The sequence below is a fragment of the Pseudomonas sp. S3_E10 genome, assembly GCF_054667615.1.
This window is the reverse complement of the sequence record NZ_CP162743.1, coordinates 4,264,204-4,283,432: the sequence shown is the minus strand read 5'-3', so window position 1 is coordinate 4,283,432 and position 19,229 is coordinate 4,264,204. Positions and strand designations below refer to the sequence as shown.

General features: G+C 59.8%; 18 protein-coding genes and 1 tRNA gene. 11 read left to right on the top strand and 8 right to left on the bottom strand.

Annotated features, from left to right (window positions below):
• Window positions 1-14: 14 nt before the first annotated feature.
• Genes prpC through AB4N98_RS19680 form a run of 3 tightly spaced genes read right to left on the bottom strand, consistent with a single transcriptional unit; the run spans window position 15 to window position 2,782 of the window.
• Window positions 15-1,142 (bottom strand): bifunctional 2-methylcitrate synthase/citrate synthase, encoded by a 1,128-nt coding sequence (gene prpC, locus AB4N98_RS19690; RefSeq protein WP_017527444.1) that lies wholly within the window; start codon window positions 1,140-1,142, stop codon window positions 15-17.
• Between the two features lie 39 nt (window positions 1,143-1,181).
• Window positions 1,182-2,075 (bottom strand): methylisocitrate lyase, encoded by an 894-nt coding sequence (gene prpB, locus AB4N98_RS19685; RefSeq protein ID WP_065878219.1) that lies wholly within the window; start codon window positions 2,073-2,075, stop codon window positions 1,182-1,184.
• A complete protein-coding gene (locus tag AB4N98_RS19680) occupies window positions 2,072-2,782 on the bottom strand; it encodes a GntR family transcriptional regulator (protein WP_017527442.1) in 711 nt (236 codons plus the stop codon). Before AB4N98_RS19680 ends, prpB begins: the two co-directional genes overlap by 4 nt.
• Window positions 2,783-3,054: 272 nt before the next feature.
• On the opposite strand from AB4N98_RS19680, the gene rloA reads away from it, so the two are divergent.
• The 4 genes from rloA to pabB all read left to right on the top strand — a co-directional run bounded on the left by rloA (window position 3,055) and on the right by pabB (window position 7,554).
• Window positions 3,055-3,588 carry a retropepsin-like aspartic peptidase RloA gene (gene rloA, locus AB4N98_RS19675; RefSeq protein WP_017527441.1) on the top strand — a complete coding sequence of 178 codons (534 nt, stop codon included), beginning with the start codon at window positions 3,055-3,057 and terminating at the stop codon, window positions 3,586-3,588.
• A gap of 5 nt (window positions 3,589-3,593) precedes the next feature.
• Complete coding sequence (rloB, locus tag AB4N98_RS19670; protein WP_017527440.1) at window positions 3,594-5,126, top strand: osmotic stress tolerance membrane protein RloB; 1,533 nt, start codon at window positions 3,594-3,596, stop codon at window positions 5,124-5,126.
• Window positions 5,126-6,112, top strand: coding sequence for an alpha-L-glutamate ligase-like protein (locus tag AB4N98_RS19665; RefSeq protein ID WP_017527439.1), 987 nt, complete (start codon window positions 5,126-5,128; stop codon window positions 6,110-6,112). The genes rloB and AB4N98_RS19665 overlap by 1 nt, the downstream gene beginning before the upstream one ends.
• Before the next feature lie 98 nt (window positions 6,113-6,210).
• A complete protein-coding gene (pabB, locus tag AB4N98_RS19660) occupies window positions 6,211-7,554 on the top strand; it encodes an aminodeoxychorismate synthase component I (RefSeq protein ID WP_017527438.1) in 1,344 nt (447 codons plus the stop codon).
• A 38-nt stretch (window positions 7,555-7,592) separates the two neighbouring features.
• On the opposite strand, the gene thrH is transcribed toward pabB, so the two are convergent.
• Window positions 7,593-8,210: a bifunctional phosphoserine phosphatase/homoserine phosphotransferase ThrH gene (thrH, locus tag AB4N98_RS19655; RefSeq protein WP_017527437.1), complete on the bottom strand. Its 618-nt coding sequence runs from the start codon at window positions 8,208-8,210 to the stop codon at window positions 7,593-7,595.
• A 149-nt stretch (window positions 8,211-8,359) separates the two neighbouring features.
• Here thrH and AB4N98_RS19650 point away from each other — a divergent pair, with 149 nt between their 5' ends.
• The 3 genes from AB4N98_RS19650 (at window position 8,360) to AB4N98_RS19640 (ending at window position 11,828) form a co-directional block, all read left to right on the top strand.
• A complete protein-coding gene (locus AB4N98_RS19650) occupies window positions 8,360-9,094 on the top strand; it encodes a phosphoadenylyl-sulfate reductase (protein ID WP_065878221.1) in 735 nt (244 codons plus the stop codon).
• Window positions 9,095-9,562: 468 nt separating this feature from the next.
• A complete protein-coding gene (locus AB4N98_RS19645) occupies window positions 9,563-11,086 on the top strand; it encodes an NCS1 family nucleobase:cation symporter-1 (protein ID WP_460148871.1) in 1,524 nt (507 codons plus the stop codon).
• Window positions 11,087-11,099: 13 nt separating this feature from the next.
• Window positions 11,100-11,828 carry an aspartate/glutamate racemase family protein gene (locus AB4N98_RS19640; RefSeq protein WP_065878222.1) on the top strand — a complete coding sequence of 243 codons (729 nt, stop codon included), beginning with the start codon at window positions 11,100-11,102 and terminating at the stop codon, window positions 11,826-11,828.
• Window positions 11,829-11,938: 110 nt separating this feature from the next.
• Here the strand turns inward: AB4N98_RS19640 and AB4N98_RS19635 are convergent, their stop codons facing one another.
• Window positions 11,939-12,862: a LysR family transcriptional regulator gene (locus AB4N98_RS19635; protein WP_065878227.1), complete on the bottom strand. Its 924-nt coding sequence runs from the start codon at window positions 12,860-12,862 to the stop codon at window positions 11,939-11,941.
• Between the two features lie 126 nt (window positions 12,863-12,988).
• On the opposite strand from AB4N98_RS19635, the gene AB4N98_RS19630 reads away from it, so the two are divergent.
• Window positions 12,989-13,735 (top strand): 3-oxoacyl-ACP reductase family protein, encoded by a 747-nt coding sequence (locus AB4N98_RS19630; RefSeq protein WP_460148870.1) that lies wholly within the window; start codon window positions 12,989-12,991, stop codon window positions 13,733-13,735.
• Between the two features lie 122 nt (window positions 13,736-13,857).
• Here AB4N98_RS19630 and AB4N98_RS19625 read toward each other — a convergent pair whose 3' ends face one another.
• The gene (locus AB4N98_RS19625) at window positions 13,858-14,544 is read right to left on the bottom strand and encodes an HAD-IA family hydrolase (RefSeq protein ID WP_116079297.1); all 687 of its coding nucleotides are present in this window, start codon (window positions 14,542-14,544) and stop codon (window positions 13,858-13,860) included.
• 313 nt (window positions 14,545-14,857) lie between these two features.
• On the opposite strand from AB4N98_RS19625, the gene AB4N98_RS19620 reads away from it, so the two are divergent.
• Window positions 14,858-15,436 (top strand): DUF4337 domain-containing protein, encoded by a 579-nt coding sequence (locus AB4N98_RS19620; protein ID WP_017527429.1) that lies wholly within the window; start codon window positions 14,858-14,860, stop codon window positions 15,434-15,436.
• 77 nt (window positions 15,437-15,513) lie between these two features.
• Here the strand turns inward: AB4N98_RS19620 and AB4N98_RS19615 are convergent, their stop codons facing one another.
• Together AB4N98_RS19615 and AB4N98_RS19610 are read right to left on the bottom strand one after the other, a co-directional pair.
• Complete coding sequence (locus AB4N98_RS19615; RefSeq protein WP_017527428.1) at window positions 15,514-17,073, bottom strand: sensor domain-containing diguanylate cyclase; 1,560 nt, start codon at window positions 17,071-17,073, stop codon at window positions 15,514-15,516.
• Between the two features lie 161 nt (window positions 17,074-17,234).
• Window positions 17,235-17,324 (bottom strand) — tRNA-Ser (locus AB4N98_RS19610).
• A gap of 319 nt (window positions 17,325-17,643) precedes the next feature.
• Between AB4N98_RS19610 and AB4N98_RS19605 the strand changes: the two genes are divergently transcribed.
• Together AB4N98_RS19605 and AB4N98_RS19600 are read left to right on the top strand one after the other, a co-directional pair.
• Window positions 17,644-18,336 carry a crotonase/enoyl-CoA hydratase family protein gene (locus AB4N98_RS19605; RefSeq protein WP_017527419.1) on the top strand — a complete coding sequence of 231 codons (693 nt, stop codon included), beginning with the start codon at window positions 17,644-17,646 and terminating at the stop codon, window positions 18,334-18,336.
• A gap of 152 nt (window positions 18,337-18,488) precedes the next feature.
• Window positions 18,489-19,217: a 1-acylglycerol-3-phosphate O-acyltransferase gene (locus AB4N98_RS19600; protein WP_017527418.1), complete on the top strand. Its 729-nt coding sequence runs from the start codon at window positions 18,489-18,491 to the stop codon at window positions 19,215-19,217.
• Window positions 19,218-19,229 lie beyond the last annotated feature (12 nt).

Below are 19,229 nucleotides of genomic sequence, written 5' to 3'. Positions count from 1 at the left end.
AGGATCGCCGGTCTTCAGCGACGTTCGATTGGCACGAACTTGCGCTGTTCGACGCCGGTGTACTCGGCGCTTGGACGGATGATGCGGTTGTTGGCACGCTGCTCAAACACATGCGCGGCCCAGCCGGTCAGGCGCGAGCAGACAAAGATCGGCGTGAACAGCTTGGTCGGGATGCCCATGAAGTGGTACGCCGAGGCATGGTAGAAGTCGGCGTTGGGGAAGAGTTTTTTCTGCTCCCACATGGTTTTGTCGATGGCTTCGGAGACCGGGAACAACACGGTGTCGCCCACTTCGTCGGCGAGTTTTTTCGACCAGCCCTTGATCACTTCATTGCGCGGGTCGTTGTCTTTGTAGATCGCGTGGCCGAAGCCCATGATCTTGTCTTTGCGCGCCAGCATGCCGAGGGTGCCTTCCACCGCTTCTGCGGCAGAGCCGAAACGTTCGATCATCTCCATCGCCGCTTCGTTGGCGCCGCCATGCAGCGGGCCGCGCAGCGAGCCGATGGCAGCGGTGACGCAGGAATACAGGTCCGACAGGGTCGAAGCGCACACTCGTGCGGTGAAGGTCGACGCGTTGAACTCGTGCTCGGCGTAGAGGATCAGCGACACATTCATGACTTTCTCATGCAGCTCGCTCGGCTTCTTGCCGTGCAGCAGGTGCAGGAAGTGGCCGCCGATGCCTGGCTCGTCAGTCACGCAGTCGATGCGCTTGCCGTCATGGCTGAAGCGGTACCAGTAACACATGATCGCCGGAAACGCGGCGAGCAGGCGGTCGGTGACATCCCGTTGCACACTGAAGTCTTTCTCGGGTTCGATATTGCCCAGGAACGAACAACCGGTGCGCATCACGTCCATCGGATGGGCGTCGGCGGGGATGCGTTCCAGCACTTCTTTCAGTGCCTGGGGCAGGTCGCGCAGCTTGCTCAGCTTGTGGCGATAGTCGGTCAGTTGGGCCTGGGTCGGCAGTTCGCCGTACAACAGCAGGTAGGCGACTTCTTCAAACTGCGCGTCGGCGGCCAGTTCGCGTACGTCGTAGCCGCGATAGGTCAGGCCGGCACCGGCTTGGCCCACGGTGGACAGAGCGGTCTGCCCGGCGACCTGGCCACGCAGGCCGGCGCCACTCAATACTTTTGCTTCAGCCATGTTCGTTCTCCAATTTTGTAGTTATGGGAGGCGCGTTCGTTACTTTTTCGCGGCGAACAGCGCGTCGAGCTTCTGCTCGAAGGTGTGGTAGTCGATGCGGTCGTAAAGCTCCATGCGGGTTTGCATGGTGTCGATCACGTTCTGCTGGGTGCCGTCGCGACGGATCGCGGTGTAGACGTTTTCGGCGGCCTTGTTCATGGCGCGAAAGGCCGAGAGCGGGTACAGCACCAGGGAAACATCGGCAGATTTCAACTGTTCGGTGGTGTACAGCGGCGTCGCACCGAATTCGGTGATATTGGCCAGAATTGGCGCTTTCACCCGGGCAGCGAACAGTTTGTACATCTCCAGTTCAGTGATGGCTTCCGGGAAGACCATGTCGGCACCGGCCTCGATACAGGCGGCGGCACGCTCCAGGGCGGATTCCAGGCCTTCGACGGCCAGGGCATCGGTACGCGCCATGATCACAAAGCTGTCATCGGTGCGCGCATCCACGGCGGCCTTGATGCGGTCGACCATCTCCTGCTGGGAGACGATTTCTTTGTTCGGGCGATGCCCGCAGCGTTTGGCGCCGACCTGGTCTTCGATGTGGATGGCGGCCGCGCCGAACTTGATCATCGACTTGACGGTGCGCGCCACGTTGAACGCCGAGGAACCGAACCCGGTGTCCACGTCCACCAGCAGCGGCAGGTCGCATACATCGGTGATACGACGCACGTCGGTGAGCACGTCGTCCAGGCCGGTGATGCCCAGGTCCGGCACGCCCAGGGAGCCGGCAGCCACGCCGCCGCCTGACAGATAAATCGCCTTGAAGCCGGCGCGCTTGGCCAACAGGGCGTGGTTGGCGTTGATCGTGCCGACCACCTGCAACGGATGCTCGCTGGCGACCGCGTCACGGAAACGCTGGCCGGGTGTGCTTTTATTATTCGAACTCATGACTCACCTCTATCAGGGGCGCCGTCCGGAAAGTGACGGGCAATATTGCGTTTGGAAGCGCCGATATGCCGGCGCATCAACAATTCGGCCAATTCACCGTCGCGATCGGCAATCGCGTCCAGAATGCGGTGATGCTCGGCAAAAGCCTGGCGTGGACGATTCGGCGTGGCGGAGAACTGGATGCGGTACATGCGCACCAACTGGTACAGCTCGCCGCAGAGCATTTGAGTGAGGGTGCGGTTGCCCGCGCCTTGAATTATCCGGTAATGAAAGTCGAAGTCGCCTTCCTGCTGGTAGTAACCGACGCCGGCCTGGAATGCCGCATCCCGTTCATGGGTATGCAGCACTTGGCGCAGTTCTTCGATTTCGGCGTCGGTCATGCGCTCGGCGGCCAAGCGGCAGGCCATGCCTTCCAGGGACTCGCGGATCTCATAGAGCTCGACCAGCTCGGCATGGCTCAACGACACAACGCGGGCGCCCACATGGGGCACGCGCACCAGCAGGCGCTGGCCTTCCAGACGATGGATCGCTTCGCGCAGCGGGCCGCGGCTGATGCCGTAGGTGCGCGCCAGTTCCGGCTCGGAGATCTTGCTGCCGGGGGCGATCTCGCCCTTGACGATGGCGGCCTGGATACGCCGGAAGACGTTCTCCGACATTGTCTGGGACTCGTCGGAAGCAGCGACCGGAGATTCCGATTGAACCCACATATTGTCGACACCTTTAAAAGCAATGCCGCAAAAACTAGCCAATCAGCCTGCATTAGTCAAAGAATAAATCCACATTGTCGACAATCGTCTAATAACCCTCAACGTATTCACCGAGAGCATGGCCGCCTGCCAGCGCTGGCGCCAAAAAAGCATCATGTTAGAATGCCCGCCGCTTTTGCCTGACATCATTGGATGAAACGGCGCACGAGGGAGTTTGCGCAGCAATGCCAGTCGCCTTGAATTGAACATCGCACTGCACCGCCTCAGGATCTATGAGACTCAAGCCCTTCCCCCTGTTTTGCCTACTGTGCCTACCGAGCCTTGGCGTTGCCGCCGAGAAGACCGTGTATGGCCTCAACGAATATGCCCAATTGGCTGATATCGACCTGGAGGTCGCCGCCAAGCTGGACACCGGTGCCAAGACCGCGTCCCTCAGCGCCCGCGATATCAAGCGTTTCAAGCGCAACGGCGAATCCTGGGTGCGGTTCTACCTGGCCATCGACGCCGCCCATTCCCACCCCATCGAGCGCCCCCTGGCCCGCGTCAGCAAGATCAAGCGCCGCGCTGGCGACTACGACCCCGATGAAGACAAGAACTACACCGCCCGCCCGGTGATTTCCCTGGATATCTGCATGGGCAGCGCTTTACGCAGCATCGAAGTGAACTTGACTGACCGCAGCGCTTTCCAATACCCGCTGCTGATCGGCTCCGAAGCGTTGAAACGCTTTGATGCGCTGATCGACCCCAGTCTTAAATACGCAGCAGGCAAACCCGCCTGCGCCGCCGACGCTCATACCGCCGAGTAAACCGAATGCGCTCTCTTACCCTGCACCTGAAAATCCTGATCGCCATCCTGGTGGTGCTGGGTATTTCGGTCACCGCCTATCAGATTTTCGTGCTGGGCATTCCCGTCACCGAGGACGCCACCGACGACCTGTGGAACATCGACGCCAAAGTCGAGTTCGTCGCCAGCCCGAAAGACCCGGTGAAAATCCAGATGTTCGTGCCCCCCTTGAGCCGCGACTTCGTCAGCCTTAATGAGAGTTTCATTTCCAATAACTACGGGGTCAGCGTCAACCGCATCGACGGTAACCGCAAGGTCACCTGGTCGGCACGCCGGGCCAAGGGCAACCAGACCCTGTATTACCGCCTGGTGCTGACCAAGCGTTACAGCGGCGAAAAAGCCAAGATCAAAGGCCCGACCTTCCGCGACAGCATCGCCGTGGAAGGCCCGGAAAAAATCGCCGCCGAAGCCCTGCTGGCACCGATCCGCCAGCATTCGGCCGACGTCGAGACCTTCATTACCGAAGCGATCAAGCGCACCAACAACCTCAATGACGACAATGTGAAGTTGTTGCTGGCGGGCGACCCGTCGACGCCGCACAAGGCCAAGATCGTCGAGTTGCTGTTGTCCATCGCCCATGTGCCGGTGGAAAAGGTGCACACCATCCGCCTGGTCGCCGACCAACCGCAAACCCCGGAACTGTGGCTGCGCAGCTTCAATGGCAATGACTGGCTGTATTTCAACCCGGAAACCGGCGAACAGGGCCTGCCCGCCGACCGCCTGCTGTGGTGGACCGGCGATGAAAACCTGATCACCGTCGATGGCGGCAAGAAAGCCATGGTCACCTTCAGCCTCAACAACAGCGAAATGAACGCCATTCGCCTGGCCAAGCTGACCGACGAAAACACCGACGCCAATTTCCTCGAATACTCGCTGTATGGCTTGCCGCTGCAAACCCAGCAGACCTTCATGATCATGGTGATGATCCCGATCGGCGTGCTGGTGATTCTGATCCTGCGTAACCTGATCGGCCTGCAGACCCTGGGCACGTTCACCCCGGTGTTGATCGCCCTGGCGTTCCGCGAAACGCAGTTGGGCTTCGGGATCATGCTGTTTACGGTGATCACCGCGCTGGGGCTGTCGCTCAGGTCGTACCTTGAACATTTGAAGCTGCAGATGCTGCCGAGGCTGTCGGTGGTGCTGACGTTCGTGGTGGTACTGATCGCGGCCATCAGCCTGTTCAGCCATAAGCTGGGCCTGGAACGCGGCCTCTCCGTGGCACTGTTCCCGATGGTGATCCTGACCATGACCATCGAACGCCTGTCGATTACCTGGGAAGAACGCGGCGGTGGCCATGCGATGAAGGTGGCGATTGGTACGCTGTTCGCCGCGTCCCTGGCGCACATCATCATGAGCGTGCCGGAGTTGATCTACTTCGTGTTCACCTTCCCGGCGATCCTGCTGATCCTGGTGGGCTTCATGCTGGCCATGGGGCGTTATCGCGGCTATCGCCTGACCGAACTGGTGCGCTTCAAGGCCTTCCTCAAGGCTGACTCGTAATGTTCGGCTTCTGGAAGACCTGGAAAGCCCTCGAAGCGCGGGGGATTATGGGCATCAACCGGCGTAACGCCGACTACGTGCTCAAGTACAACAAGCGCAGCCTGTACCCGATCGTGGATGACAAAATCATCACCAAGGAACGCGCGATCGCCGCCGGCATCCATGTGCCGCAAATGTACGGGGTGATCTCCACCGAAAAGGAAATCGACAAGCTCGACGAAATTATCGCCGGGCGCAGCGACTTCGTGATCAAGCCGGCCCAGGGTGCCGGCGGGGATGGCATCCTCGTCGTGGCCGACCGCTTTGAAGGGCGCTATCGCACGGTGTCCGGCAAAATCATCAGCCATGAAGAGATCGAACATCAGATCTCCAGCATCCTCACCGGCCTGTACTCCCTGGGCGGCCACCGTGACCGTGCGCTGATCGAATACCGCGTGGTGCCCGACCAGATCTTCAAAAGCATCAGTTACGAAGGCGTACCGGATATCCGCATCATTGTGCTGATGGGCTACCCGGTGATGGCCATGCTGCGCTTGCCGACCCGCCAGTCCGGCGGCAAGGCCAACCTGCACCAGGGCGCGATCGGCGTGGGCGTGGACCTGGCCACCGGCCTGACCCTGCGTGGCACCTGGCTGAATAACATCATTACCAAGCACCCCGACACCACCAACGCGGTGGACGGCGTGCAGTTGCCCAACTGGGACGGTTTCATGAAGCTCGCCGCGGGCTGCTACGAGCTGTGCGGGTTGGGCTATATCGGCGTGGACATGGTGCTGGACCAGGAAAAAGGCCCGCTGATCCTGGAGCTGAATGCACGGCCGGGGCTGAATATCCAGATCGCCAACGACTGTGGGCTGACCCTGCGCACCCATGCGGTGGAGGCCCGATTGGAAGCGCTGAAAGCTGCCGGCGTGACGGAAACGGTGGAAGAACGAGTGAAGTTCGTACAGGAAATGTTTGGGCATATTCCGCCCGTCGAAGGTTGATCCGGCCTTCGAACTGTCTATCCCCGACATCCCCTCTAGGAGCAAATCCTACGGGGGACTACAATCCCCTCCCCCGCGCCTTGGCTGATCCACCCCGCATGTCGACCTGTTCCGTACACCCGCTGCCCTACCGGGCCAACCCCGCCGAGTATTTTGCGGCGATTCGCCATGCGCCCGGCGCGGTGCTACTCGACAGCGGCCGGCCGGTGGCCGAGCGCGGGCGTTATGACCTGCTCAGCGCCTGGCCCGAGGCGACCTTGGCGGTGGAGCCCGACGAAAGCGGCAGCGATTTCCTGCAGCGTTTGCGTAAAAACCTGACTCAGTTGGGTAACGCCAGCCTGCCCCACGGTTACACCTTGCCGTTTGTCGGTGGTTTGATCGGCTACCTGAGCTATGACTTTGGCCGACACCTGGAGCAAATGCCGCACCTGGCGGTGGATGACTTGCACCTGCCGGACGCGCGCTTCGGTTTGTATGCCTGGGCGCTGATCAGTGATCACCAGGTGCAAACCAGTCAACTGGTGTTCCACCCGGCGCTGGCTGACAGCGAGCGGCAACGCTTGATCGCGCTGTTCAGTCAACCGACGGCCGAGACCACGGCGCCGTTCGCGCTGAAGGGGCCAATGAAGTCGGACCTGACCCCTGAGGCTTACCACCAGGCCATCGTGCGCATTCAGGATTACATCCAGGCCGGTGACTGCTACCAGGTCAACTTTGCCCAGCGTTTTCGCGCGCCGTGCATCGGTGATCCATGGGCGGCTTATTGCGCCTTGCGCGCAGCCTGCCCAACGCCTTTTTCCGGTTTCCAGAGCCTGCCGGATGCCGGCGCGGTGCTGAGCTTGTCACCGGAACGCTTCGTCAGGGTCAGCGAGGGCCAGGTTGAAACCCGCCCGATCAAAGGCACGCGGCCACGCGGCGCAACGCCTGAACAAGACGCCGCCCACGCCGCCGAACTGCTGGCCAGCCCCAAGGATCGCGCCGAAAACCTGATGATTGTCGACCTGCTGCGCAACGACCTCGGCCGCACCTGTCGCACCGGCTCGGTGAGCGTGCCGGAGTTGTTCAGCCTGGAAAGCTACCCCAACGTGCATCACCTGGTCAGCAGCGTTATCGGCGAGTTGGCCGACAACAAAGACGCCCTCGACCTGATCGCCGGCAGCTTCCCCGGCGGGTCCATTACCGGTGCGCCGAAGATCCGCGCAATGCAGATCATCGACGAACTGGAGCCGACGCGACGCGGCTTGTATTGCGGCTCCCTGGTGTACCTGGACGTGCGCGGCGAGATGGACAGCTCCATCGCCATCCGCACTTTGCTGGTCAAGGATGGCCAGGTGTGCTGCTGGGGCGGAGGCGGGATCGTGGCGGATTCGCAGTGGGAGGCGGAGTATCAGGAGTCGCTGACCAAGGTACGGGTGCTGTTACAAACCTTGGAAAGTTTGTAACGCACGACCCTCGTGGCTTTGGGCATCAACTGAATGACTTACAGGCTCAACGTCCGATTCGAAGCCTTGATGAACTCCCGCTTCAAATCCTCAAACGTATGCACCGCTGGGAACTGCGGGAACTCGCGAATCACATTCTCCGGCGCGTGGAACAGAATCCCACGGTCGGCTTCGCCCAGCATGGTGGTGTCGTTGTAGGAATCGCCGGCGGCGATCACGCGGTAGTACAGGCTCTTGAACGCCAGCACCGACTGGCGCTTGGGGTCTTTCTGGCGCAGTTGGTAGCTGATCACCCGGTCATTTTCATCGGTGATCAGACGGTGGCAAAGCAAGGTCGGGAAGCCCAGTTGGCGCATCAGCGGCTGGGAGAACTCGTAGAACGTGTCGGACAGGATCACCACCTGGAAGCGCTCGCGCAGCCAATTGACGAACTCGATGGCGCCTTCCAGCGGCTTGAGCGTGGCGATCACGGCCTGTATGTCGGCAAGCTTGAGCCCGTGTTCGTCGAGGATGCGCAGACGTTGCTGCATCAGCACGTCGTAGTCGGGAATGTCGCGGGTGGTGGCCCGCAGGGATTGGATACCGGTTTTTTCGGCGAAGGCGATCCAGATTTCCGGAACCAGCACCCCTTCCAGGTCAAGACAGGCAATTTCCACAAGACACTCCATTGGATTTATTGGTTGAGCGGGCAAAACGACTGCCGAACTCTAGCGATTCAAGCTCGCCGCCGCAACGCAGAGCGGATTTTGTTACCATCGCCCACCTAGAGAGCGCTCAGCGCCACTGACCTGTAGGAACCGTCCTAATGAACCAAGCCTTCGACGTCGTTGAACTCGCCACGACCTATGCCAACAAATCCGCCCAGGACATTCTCAAGCTGGCGTTCAGCCAGTTCGGCGATGACCTGTGGATCTCTTTCAGCGGTGCCGAGGACGTGGTGCTGGTGGACATGGCCTGGAAGCTGAACAAGAACGTCAAGGTGTTCAGCCTCGACACCGGCCGCCTGCATCCGGAGACCTACCGATTTATCGAGCAGGTACGCGAGTTCTACAAAATCGACATCGAACTGATCTCGCCGGACCAGAGCAAGCTGGAGCCGTTCGTCAAGGAAAAGGGCCTGTTCAGCTTCTACAAGGATGGCCATGGCGAATGCTGCGGCGTGCGCAAGATCGAACCGCTGCGCCGCAAATTGTCCGGCGTGAGCGCCTGGGCCACCGGCCAACGCCGCGACCAGAGCCCCGGCACCCGCAGCCAGGTGGCGGTGCTGGAGATCGACACAGCCTTTTCCACCCCGGAACGCACCCTGTACAAGTTCAACCCGTTGGCGCAAATGACCAGCGAAGAGATCTGGGGTTATATCCGCATGCTGGAACTGCCCTACAACAGCCTGCATGAGCGCGGCTTTATCAGCATCGGCTGCGAGCCATGCACCCGGCCGGTGTTGCCCAACCAACATGAGCGCGAAGGCCGCTGGTGGTGGGAAGAGGCCACGCAGAAGGAATGCGGGCTGCACGCGGGGAACATCATCAGCAAGGCGTGAGGGTTGACGCGGTTGGAAAATGTGGGAGGGGGCTTGCCCCGATAGCGGTCTGTCAGTCAGCGTATGTTTGACTGAAACACCGCTATCGGAGGCAAGCCCCCTCCCACATTTGTTTTGTATTTAGGCTTGAAATGTACACACAAATGTAACCATTGGTGCCATTTATGTGTGCAATTCTTATTCAGACGCACCATAACGTAACACCTGCCCCCGACTATCGTCTGTCTCGTTGAACCCCACGCTTACACCTTAAAAATAAATAACTGTTCAATCGGTCAATTTATAAATCTTTAAATTCAGCCAGTTATTTAGATCCCCTATTAAAACGAAATTAGCCAGGGTTTTCATAGATCCAAAACTGGCACGCATGTGGCTTAAGGTGAAAAGTGCTTTGTATACAATAAATACAAAACCTACATACACTTTGCCATCCGCCGCTTTGCTGCAGATGTGCTGGAGCCTGCCGGAATGCGTACTAGCCTCTCGAATGACCTCGCACTGGATCTGCCCTCTTCAGCCTTGAACCCCGAGGCCGCCGGCCCGCTGGTACTCAGCCCACGCCTGCACAACAAGGACCTGGCGCCTACCAAGGTGGAAGGCCGGCGTTGGGGGCGCTATAGCATTTTTGCGCTGTGGACCAATGACGTGCACAACATCGCCAATTATTCGTTCGCCATCGGCCTGTATGCGCTGGGCCTGGGCGGTTGGCAAATCCTGCTGTCCCTGGGGATCGGCGCGGCGCTGGTGTACTTCTTCATGAACCTGTCGGGGTATATGGGCCAGAAGACCGGGGTGCCGTTCCCGGTGATCAGCCGTATCAGTTTCGGTATTCATGGCGCGCAGCTTCCGGCGCTGATCCGTGCGGTGATTGCGATTGCCTGGTTTGGTATCCAGACCTACCTGGCATCGGTGGTTTTCCGCGTGCTGCTGACGGCAATTCATCCAGGCTTTGCCGAGTATGACCACAACGCGATCCTGGGCTTATCCACCCTGGGTTGGGTGTGTTTTGTGGCGATCTGGTTCGTGCAACTGGTGATCCTGGCCTACGGCATGGAGATGGTGCGGCGCTACGAAGGCTTCGCCGGGCCGGTGATCCTGGCAACGATGGCTGCCTTGGCCGGCTGGATGTACTTCCAGGCGGGCGGCAATATTGCCTGGTCGATCCGCGAACCCCTGAGCGGCGGCGAGATGTGGCGCAATATCTTTGCCGGCGGCGCGCTGTGGTTGGCGATCTACGGCACGCTGATCCTCAACTTCTGTGATTTCGCCCGCTCTTCACCGTGCCGCAGAACCATACAGGTCGGTAATTTCTGGGGCCTGCCGGTGAACATCCTGGTGTTCGCCGCCATCACCGTGCTGCTGTGCGGCGGGCAATTTCAGCTCAATGGCCGAGTGATCGAAAGCCCCACCGAAATCATCGCCGCCATCCCCAACACCTTCTTTCTCGTGCTGGGTTGCCTGGCGTTCCTGATTGTCACCGTGGCGGTGAACATCATGGCCAATTTCGTCGCCCCGGCCTTTGTGCTGAGCAACCTGGCGCCCAAGTACCTGAACTTTCGGCGTGCCGGGTTGATCAGCGCTACCGTGGCGGTGTTGATCCTGCCGTGGAACCTCTACAACAGCCCCTTGGTGATTGTGTATTTCCTCTCCGGCCTGGGCGCGCTGCTGGGGCCGCTGTACGGGGTGATCATGGTTGATTACTGGCTGATCCGTAAAAGCCAGGTGGATGTACCGCAGTTGTACAGCGAAGATCCGAAAGGCGTTTATCACTACAGCCGTGGGGTCAATTTACGTGCCGTCGCGGCGTTTATTCCTGCGGCGGTGATCGCCATCCTGCTGGCGCTGTTGCCGGGTTTTGCCAGCGTCTCGCCGTTTTCCTGGCTGTTTGGCGCCAGTATTGCAGGGGTGCTGTACCTGCTGATCGCCAAGCGCGAACCGTTTTACGCCGATGTCAGCGGCGAAAGCATTGCAGTCGATAACGTCAGTCATTAATCAAGGACATTCCATGCGTATCCTCGTGGTCAACGTCAACACCACCGCCTCCATCACCGACACCATCGCCCAGCAAGCGCGGGCCGTGGCGGCGCCGGGCACCGAAATCGTCGGGCTCACCCCGTACTTTGGCGCCGAGTCGGTGGAGGGCAATTTCGAAAGCTACCTGGCGGCCATCGCCGTGATGGACCGGGTCATGGCTTACGACCAGCCATTCGACGCAGTGATCCAGGCCGGCTACGGCGAACATGGCCGCGAAGGCTTGCAGGAATTGTTGAACGTGCCGGTGGTGGATATCACCGAAGCCGCCGCCAGCACCGCCATGTTCCTGGGCCACGCTTATTCGGTGGTGACCACCCTGGACCGCACGGTGCCGCTGATTGAAGACCGCCTGAAGCTCGCCGGCCTGTACCAACGCTGCGCCTCGGTGCGGGCCAGCGGCATGGCTGTGCTGGAATTGGAAGAAAACCCGCTGGCCGCCATGGAAGCCATTGTGCGCCAGGCGGAGCTGGCCATTGGGGAAGACAAGGCCGAAGTGATCTGCCTGGGCTGCGGCGGCATGGCCGGGTTGGACGAACACATTCGCCAGCGCACCGGCGTGCCGGTGGTGGATGGGGTGACGGCGGCGGTGACGATTGCCGAATCGTTGGTGCGGTTGGGGCTGTCGACGTCCAAAATTCGGACTTATGCGACGCCAAGGCCTAAAAAGATCATGGGCTGGCCGGGCACGTTCGGCCGTTGAGATCGAATGTGGGGGCTTGCTCCCGATGCGAGGGTGTCAGCTGGCTGATGGATGACTGACCCACTGCTATCGGGGCACGCCCCCACACACGCTTTGAACTGAGCCTGGCCTTAGAGTGCGCTGAACCTCTGGCCCAAGTTCTGCTCGGCGAACTGCTCGATGATGAAATCCACAAACGCCCGGGTCTTGCCGGGCAGCAATTTATGCTCGGCGTAGTAGATGGAGATATTGCCGTCATCCACATACCAATCGGGCAACACCCGAACCACCGCGCCGCTGTCGAGGAACGGCACGGCCATCGGCATGCTGACCAGGGCGATGCCCAGGCCCTGGGCGCTGGCGCAGCAGGCGGCTTCGGAGTCGCTCATGGTCATGCCGGGCTTGAGCACCAACGGGCTGTGGTCGCGCTCGATGCTGGTCAATTGCCAGGAACGCACACGGCCGGTTTGCGGTGAACGGATGAGGATGCCGGTGCAACGTGCCAAATCCTCAGGCACCGACACCGGCGGGCGCTTCGCCAGGTAATCCGGCGAGGCCACCAGCACCCGGTGCGCCGGGGTCAACTTGCGCGCCACCACACCCTGGGGCAGTTCGAAACCACCGCCGATGGCGGCATCAAAGCCCTGGCCGATCAGGTCGACTTGGCGATTATCGAAATGCCAGTCCGGGCGGATATCCGGAAAACGTTGCATGAACGCGCCAAGCAAAGGCACCACATAGCGATTGCCGAACACCGTGCCCATGCTGACCTTGAGCGTGCCCACCGGCCGCCCCTCGGCGCTGGCCAGGTTGGCCACGGCATTCTGGATGGTGATGAGGCTGGCGCTGACCTCTTCGAGGAACAGCTTGCCGGCCTCGGTCAGCGCGAGACGGCGCGTGCTGCGCTGGAACAACCGCACACCCAGGCGCACTTCCAGCTTGGCCACGCTTTTGCCCACCGCCGCCGGCGTCAGGCTCAGGTGGCGCGCGGCTTCGGCAAAGCTGCCACCTTCGGCGCTGCGTACGAAGCATTCGATACTGCCAAAGCTCTCCATAAGACCATACTCTAAACTTTTGGTTTACACAGACTATAGCAATCACGGTCTACCGGTTGGGGTGGGCGGGGTCGATACTCGGATCCAACAACAAGGCATTGGGCCTTGCACAGCCAGGAGATCGACATGACCACCCCTAACCTCAGCGGCAAAGTCGCCTTGATTCAAGGCGGTTCTCGCGGCATCGGCGCCGCCATCGTCAAACGTCTTGCAGCACAAGGCGCAGCCGTCGCCTTTACTTACGTGAGCTCAGCCGCCAAGGCTGAAGAATTGCAGAACAGCGTGATCAACGAAGGCGGCAAAGCCCTGGCGATTCAGGCCGACAGCGCCGATGCCAGCGCGATTCGCAACGCCGTCAACGCCACCGTCGCCGCTTTTGGGCGCCTGGATATCCTGGTGAACAACGCCGGCGTGCTGGCCATCGCCCCGCTGGAAGATTTCAAACTGGAAGACTTCGACCAGACCCTGGCGATCAACGTACGCAGCGTGTTTATCGCCACCCAGGAAGCGGCCCGGCATATGGGCGAAGGTGGCCGGGTGATCAATATCGGCAGCACCAATGCCGAGCGCATGCCGTTTGGCGGTGGCGGGCCGTATGCCATGAGCAAGGCCGCGCTGGTGGGATTGACCAAGGGCTTGGCGCGGGATCTGGGGCCACGGGGTATTACCATCAATAACGTGCAGCCTGGGCCGGTGGACACCGATATGAACCCGGCGAACACTGAGTTCGCGGCAAGCTTGATGAATTTGATGGCGGTGGGGCGTTATGGCCACGTAGAGGAAATCGCCAGCTTTGTGGCTTACCTCGCAGGCCCGGAAGCCGGCTACATCACTGGCGCCAGCCTGACCATCGATGGCGGGTTCAGCGCATAGGTTTTCTGCAGAAATGCAAAACCCAATGTGGGGCGTACTGCCGATGGTGGTGGTTCAGTCAATAACGATACCAACTGTCACACCGCCATCGGGAGCCTGCCCCCACATTTTGACCGACAGGTTCAGGAGAGGGGCGGCAGGCCGTACGCAGCCAGGTCAAAGTCCGCGAGTTTGCGGATGATCTGGTCGGCATGCTGGTACTTGCTGTCGGCCATGGCTTCATCGGGCACGGCGATGGCGGTCATATGGGCCGCCTTGGCAGCGGTGACGCCAAACGGCGAGTCTTCGAACACCAGGCAATCTTCGGGCGCCACGCCCAGGCGGCGGGCAGCGGTGAGGAAGATATCCGGCGCAGGTTTGGCAGCACCGACTTCCGGGTCGTCAGCGGTCACGATCGTGTCGAACAAGCCAAACCACTCGCGGTGCAGCGTGGTCTTGTGGCCAAACGAATTGCGCGACGAACTGGTGCCCACGGCAATCGGAATATTGTGCGCCTTCAAGTGCCGCACCAGCGCCTCGGCACCGGGCATGCCCAGGGCCTTGGGGAAGCGCTCGCTCATCAGCGGCTCACGGATTTCCAGAAACTGCGCCGGGGTGATCGGTAGATTCAACGCCTTGACCACATAATCCGCCAGGTCCTGTGCCCCGCGCCCAATGATGTGCTGCTTGATCCCCCAGTCATAGGTACGACCATAACGCTCGGCAATGATCTGCGTGACTTCGGTGTAGATGCCTTCAGTATCCAGCAACAACCCGTCCATATCGAAAATCACAGCCTTGATCGGAGCAGCGGTACGCGGTGCATTCATCACAACAGATCCTGGGAGGAAGGACTAAATGGATTCAGCACAATAGCGGCCGCGCTTACCTGCGAGCAACCCTTTAGACTGTGCGCCTCGCCTTTCTGAAGTGCCCGCCATGCTCTACCGTCTCGCCGCCGACAGCCTTGTGCTGTCGAACACTACATCCTCACCTTGATCTACCCGGCCGGGCTGACGCCGCAAATCCAGTGGGTGCTTCAATATCGCGGTGTACACCCGGCTGATCCGACGTTATCGACAGGCTTGAGACAGCTGCGGTGGTGAAGAATCACAGTCCCTCAGCCCCTTCATAGCCGCCGCCATGTCCGAAGCCTTCGAAGTCCCCAGCCCCCACGAAAAACATCTCGAACACACCACCGAACATGCCCACGCCCGCGGGGACAATTTCGCCAGCCGCATTGCCGTGATGACCGCACTGATGGCCACCCTCGGCGCCATGCTCAGCTACCAGGCCGGCTCCACCGAAAGCGAAGCGGCGATGGATAAGAACAACGCCGCCATCTTCAAGACCGAAGCCGCCAACCAGTGGAATTACTACCAGGCCAAATCCAGCCGACAGAACCTGGCGGAACTGGCCATGCATATTCCCGGCGTGGACGCCGCGCATTACAAGGACGAGAGCGAACGCTACAAAAACCAGAAGGAAGACGTGCGCAAACAAGCGGAGAAACTTGAGGCCACGTCTCGGCAATGGGATGAAAAATCCGAACAGGCCCTGCACCAGCATCACCGCTGGGCCCAGGCAATGACCGCGATTCAGATCGCAATTTCGCTGGCGGCGATTACGTTGCTGACAAGAAAGGAGTGGTTGAAACGCTTGGCGTATACGGCGGCAGGGGTAGCCGTGGTGTTAGGAAGTTTGGCGTGGTTGCATCTTTAGCATGAGGCTGGACAGCTGCGTACCCAGCATGACGAGGCCAACCCTTCCCGGGTTTTGACCTCGGCTGCGAGGCCCCTTCAGGCCTGCTCCACCACGACCCGATTACGCCCTTCTTGCTTGGCTTGGTACAACAACCGGTCAGCCCTCTCAAGCACGGCAGAGATCGGTTCACTTGCGGGGTGCCAAAGCGCCACGCCAAGCGAGACGGTGATGTGCCCGACTGTGTCGATATCCGCTGCCGCAATCGAGCATCGTAGTCGCTCGGCGACGTCGGCTGCGGCCTGAAGCGAACTGTTGGGCAATAGCAGTACGAACTCCTCTCCCCCGACCCGGCAGGCCAAGTCGTTGGAGCGTGAATTCTGCTGCATGAGCGCCGCGATGGCCCGCAATGTGTGATCCCCCACAGCATGGCCAAACGTGTCGTTGACGCGCTTGAAGTGATCGATGTCCACGGAAACGACGGCGAACATTTTATCGGCGTCCTGCCAACGCGACAGAATGTCCTGCATCGCTCGACGATTGGCCAAGCCTGTCAATGCATCGGTTTGGGCTTGCTGGTTCAGCTTGCCGATTTTTTCCTGTAGCAGGCTGGCACCCAATAGCAGCGCCCTGCGAATCTGCCAGCTTTCGAAATAGTGCGCCGGGACTGCACTGATCCGCTCGTAGCTGTCAGGCGTATCCAACCGTTTGGCGCAGTCGGCGAGCTTGGACAGCGGCGCTGAGATCCTTGCCCCCAACCACCAGATCAGGAGGATTCCGAACAGCGCAAGGGGCGCTATCCCTTGTGCAACCTTGACCATGGTCTGGCGCAGGAGCGCGTGTATGTTGTCGAGTGGCTGCTGCGAAATCACTCCCCAACCGCTGCTGGCTACCTTGGCGAACCCCGCGAGCATTTCCACGCCATTTTCATCCGCTGCCTGCAACGTACCCGCGTCTTGACTGAGCGCGGCGTCGGCGATCGAACCCTTTGCGACAATGTTGCCGATTTGCTCGGGATCGTTGTGATAAAGCACCCGGCGTGAGCTATCGATCAAGTAAACATGCGCGCCATCCCGGCGCACATTGGTGTCCATCAATGCCTGGAGTGTATTCCTCTGCTCAAGTCGGACACTGCCCCCTATAACGCCCAGATACTGACCTTTCCCATCGAACACGGGCTGGGAGATAAACACCACCAGATTACCCGCGATGGACTCAAACGCATTGCTGATGATCGGCGCGCGAAGGCTGAGCGGTTCCTTGTGTTGCAGGGTACGGCCATTGAGCGCGAGGCTCTCGGGGGCTGACGCGATAATGGTTCCGGTGGCATCGGCGATAAGTACGGAGTTGAAACTGGCATCCTGCCCAAGCAGGCGCTGAGTTTCTTCTGTCAGATAGCGCTTGTCGTCAAACGTTTTGCCAATGGCGGCTGAAGCGTACTTCAACTTATCGAGGTCGGAGCGCAATACCTGCTCGACACTCGTGGCGATCCTATAGGCATAGGCTTTGTTGACCTCCAGCGCGTTCTCAATCAATTCCTGCTTACGAATCTTGAACATCACCCAGAAACTGTTGGCCAGGGTTGCGACCGCAGAGAGCAGGACAAAAATAAGGATCAGAGTGCGAAGGTTGAGCTTGGGCTTCGGTCGGGTGGTCATTTACGCAGTCCGGCTGGGGCGGGAGAGTTACCAAAGATTTCGAACAAGTATGCACTGTCCTGAGAGCCAGCCCGCAGGGGTCCTGCCTGTTTTTTACAAACGCCAGAAACCACAAACCCCCGGCTTTCGCTAGAAAACCGGGGGTTTGTGTTTACTTAATGTGGCGGTGAAGGAGAGATTCGAACTCTCGATACAATTTCTTGTATACACACTTTCCAGGCGTGCTCCTTAAGCCACTCGGACACTTCACCGTATCTCGTCAAACCAGTTCAGTCTGTCGAGGCGCGCTAATGTAGTCGAAAGCCTTGCTGATGGCAAAGGTTTTTTTCAGAATTTTCATGCGCTTAGGCGGGTATGCCGGATTCGCCCCGGTACGGGGTGGTGATTGTGCCAATCTCGGGCAGGTTAAAGAGGGTCTAGGCTGGGTACTACGCCCTGCGGCAGGCCTTTTGCGGGCGGGGTTGAGTGAAAAGCCTGACTGGCCAGTCAGTCACAGCGCTTTACCGGCGCGGGCGTGGTGGGTAACGTCTGCTGCATTCTTCTATAACAAGTCCTACAAGGAACCGCGTCATGAGTGAGTTGATTGCCTACCACCTCGAAGACGGTATCGCGACCCTGACCTTGAGCAACGGCAAGGTGAACGCCATTTCTCCGGCGGTGGTGAGTGCGTTTAATGAGGCGCTGGACCAGGCCGAGAAAGATCGGGCGGTGGTGGTGATCACCGGCACGCCGGGGATTTTGTCGGGTGGTTACGACCTGAAGGTAATGACGGCCGGCCCAAAAGAGGCGATCAGCCTGGTGACGTCGGGCTCGACGTTGGCGCGGCGCCTGCTGTCCCACCCGTTCCCGGTGATTGTGGCGTGCCCTGGGCATGCGGTGGCCAAGGGCGCTTTCCTGTTGCTGTCGGCGGATTATCGGATTGGGGTGGAAGGCCCGTTCAGCATTGGCCTGAATGAAGTGGCGATCGGCATGACCATGCACCACGCCGGGATCGAGTTGGCGCGGGATCGTCTACGCAAGTCGGCGTTCCATCGCTCGGTGATCAATGCCGAGATGTTTGATCCACAAGGCGCGTTGCACGCCGGTTTCCTCGATAAGGTGGTCGCACCGGAAGACTTGCACGCAGCAGCCCTGGAAGCTGCGCGGCAGTTGAAGAAGATCAATATGAACGCCCACAAGCACACCAAGTTGAAAGTGCGTAAGGCGCTGCTGGAAGCCTTGGACGACGCGATCATTCGGGACCAGAGCCACAGCCTGAGCTAAGTGCTTACAGTTGTTGTGCCAGAGCCCGACCTTCGTCGGGCTTTTTCTTACACGCAAATCCGAAACGCCATCCCCTACCTCTATAGGGGCAATTGCTGAATACAGTGCACAACCGTACACTGAGCCACCTTTTGCCCGCATAGGCCGTGTCGATGCTTTTCCTGTTGCGTATGTTGTTGATGGGCCTGCACTTTATCCTCGCCGGCGTGCTAGGCGTGTTGATTGGGCTCTGTCGCCCTTTCAACCCGGACAACAGTCGCCTGTGCGCTCGCCTGTATGCGTTGCCGGCCATGTGGATATTGCGTTTAAACGTGAAGGCCGATGTCGACTCGTTGCGCAACAAGCCTGGCACCTGCGTGGTGATCGCCAATCACCAGTCCAATTACGATCTGTTTGTCTGTGGCAACGTGGTGCCCTACCGTACGGTGTGTATCGCCAAGAAGAGCCTGAAATGGGTACCGCTGTTCGGCCAGTTGTTCTGGCTGGCAGGCAATGTGCTGATCGACCGGGGCAACGCGCACAAGGCGCGCCGCGCGATACTCACCACCACGCACACCTTGCAGCATGAAGACACCTCGATCTGGGTGTTTCCGGAAGGCACGCGCAACCTCGGCAAAGGCCTGCGGCCATTCAAGAAAGGCGCGTTTCATATGGCGATCGCGGCCGGCGTGCCCATCGTGCAGGTGTGTGTCAGCAATTACGTCACCCACATGCGGCTCAATCGCTGGAACAGCGGTGATGTGCTCATACGCTCGCTGACGCCGATTCCTACCGTCGGGCTGACGTCGGATGACGTCCCAGCATTGATGCAGGCTTGCCAGGCGCAGATGGATGAATGTATTGCCGCAATGGACCGCGAACTCAAAGCGCCGCAACAATAGAACTCCCTTCCA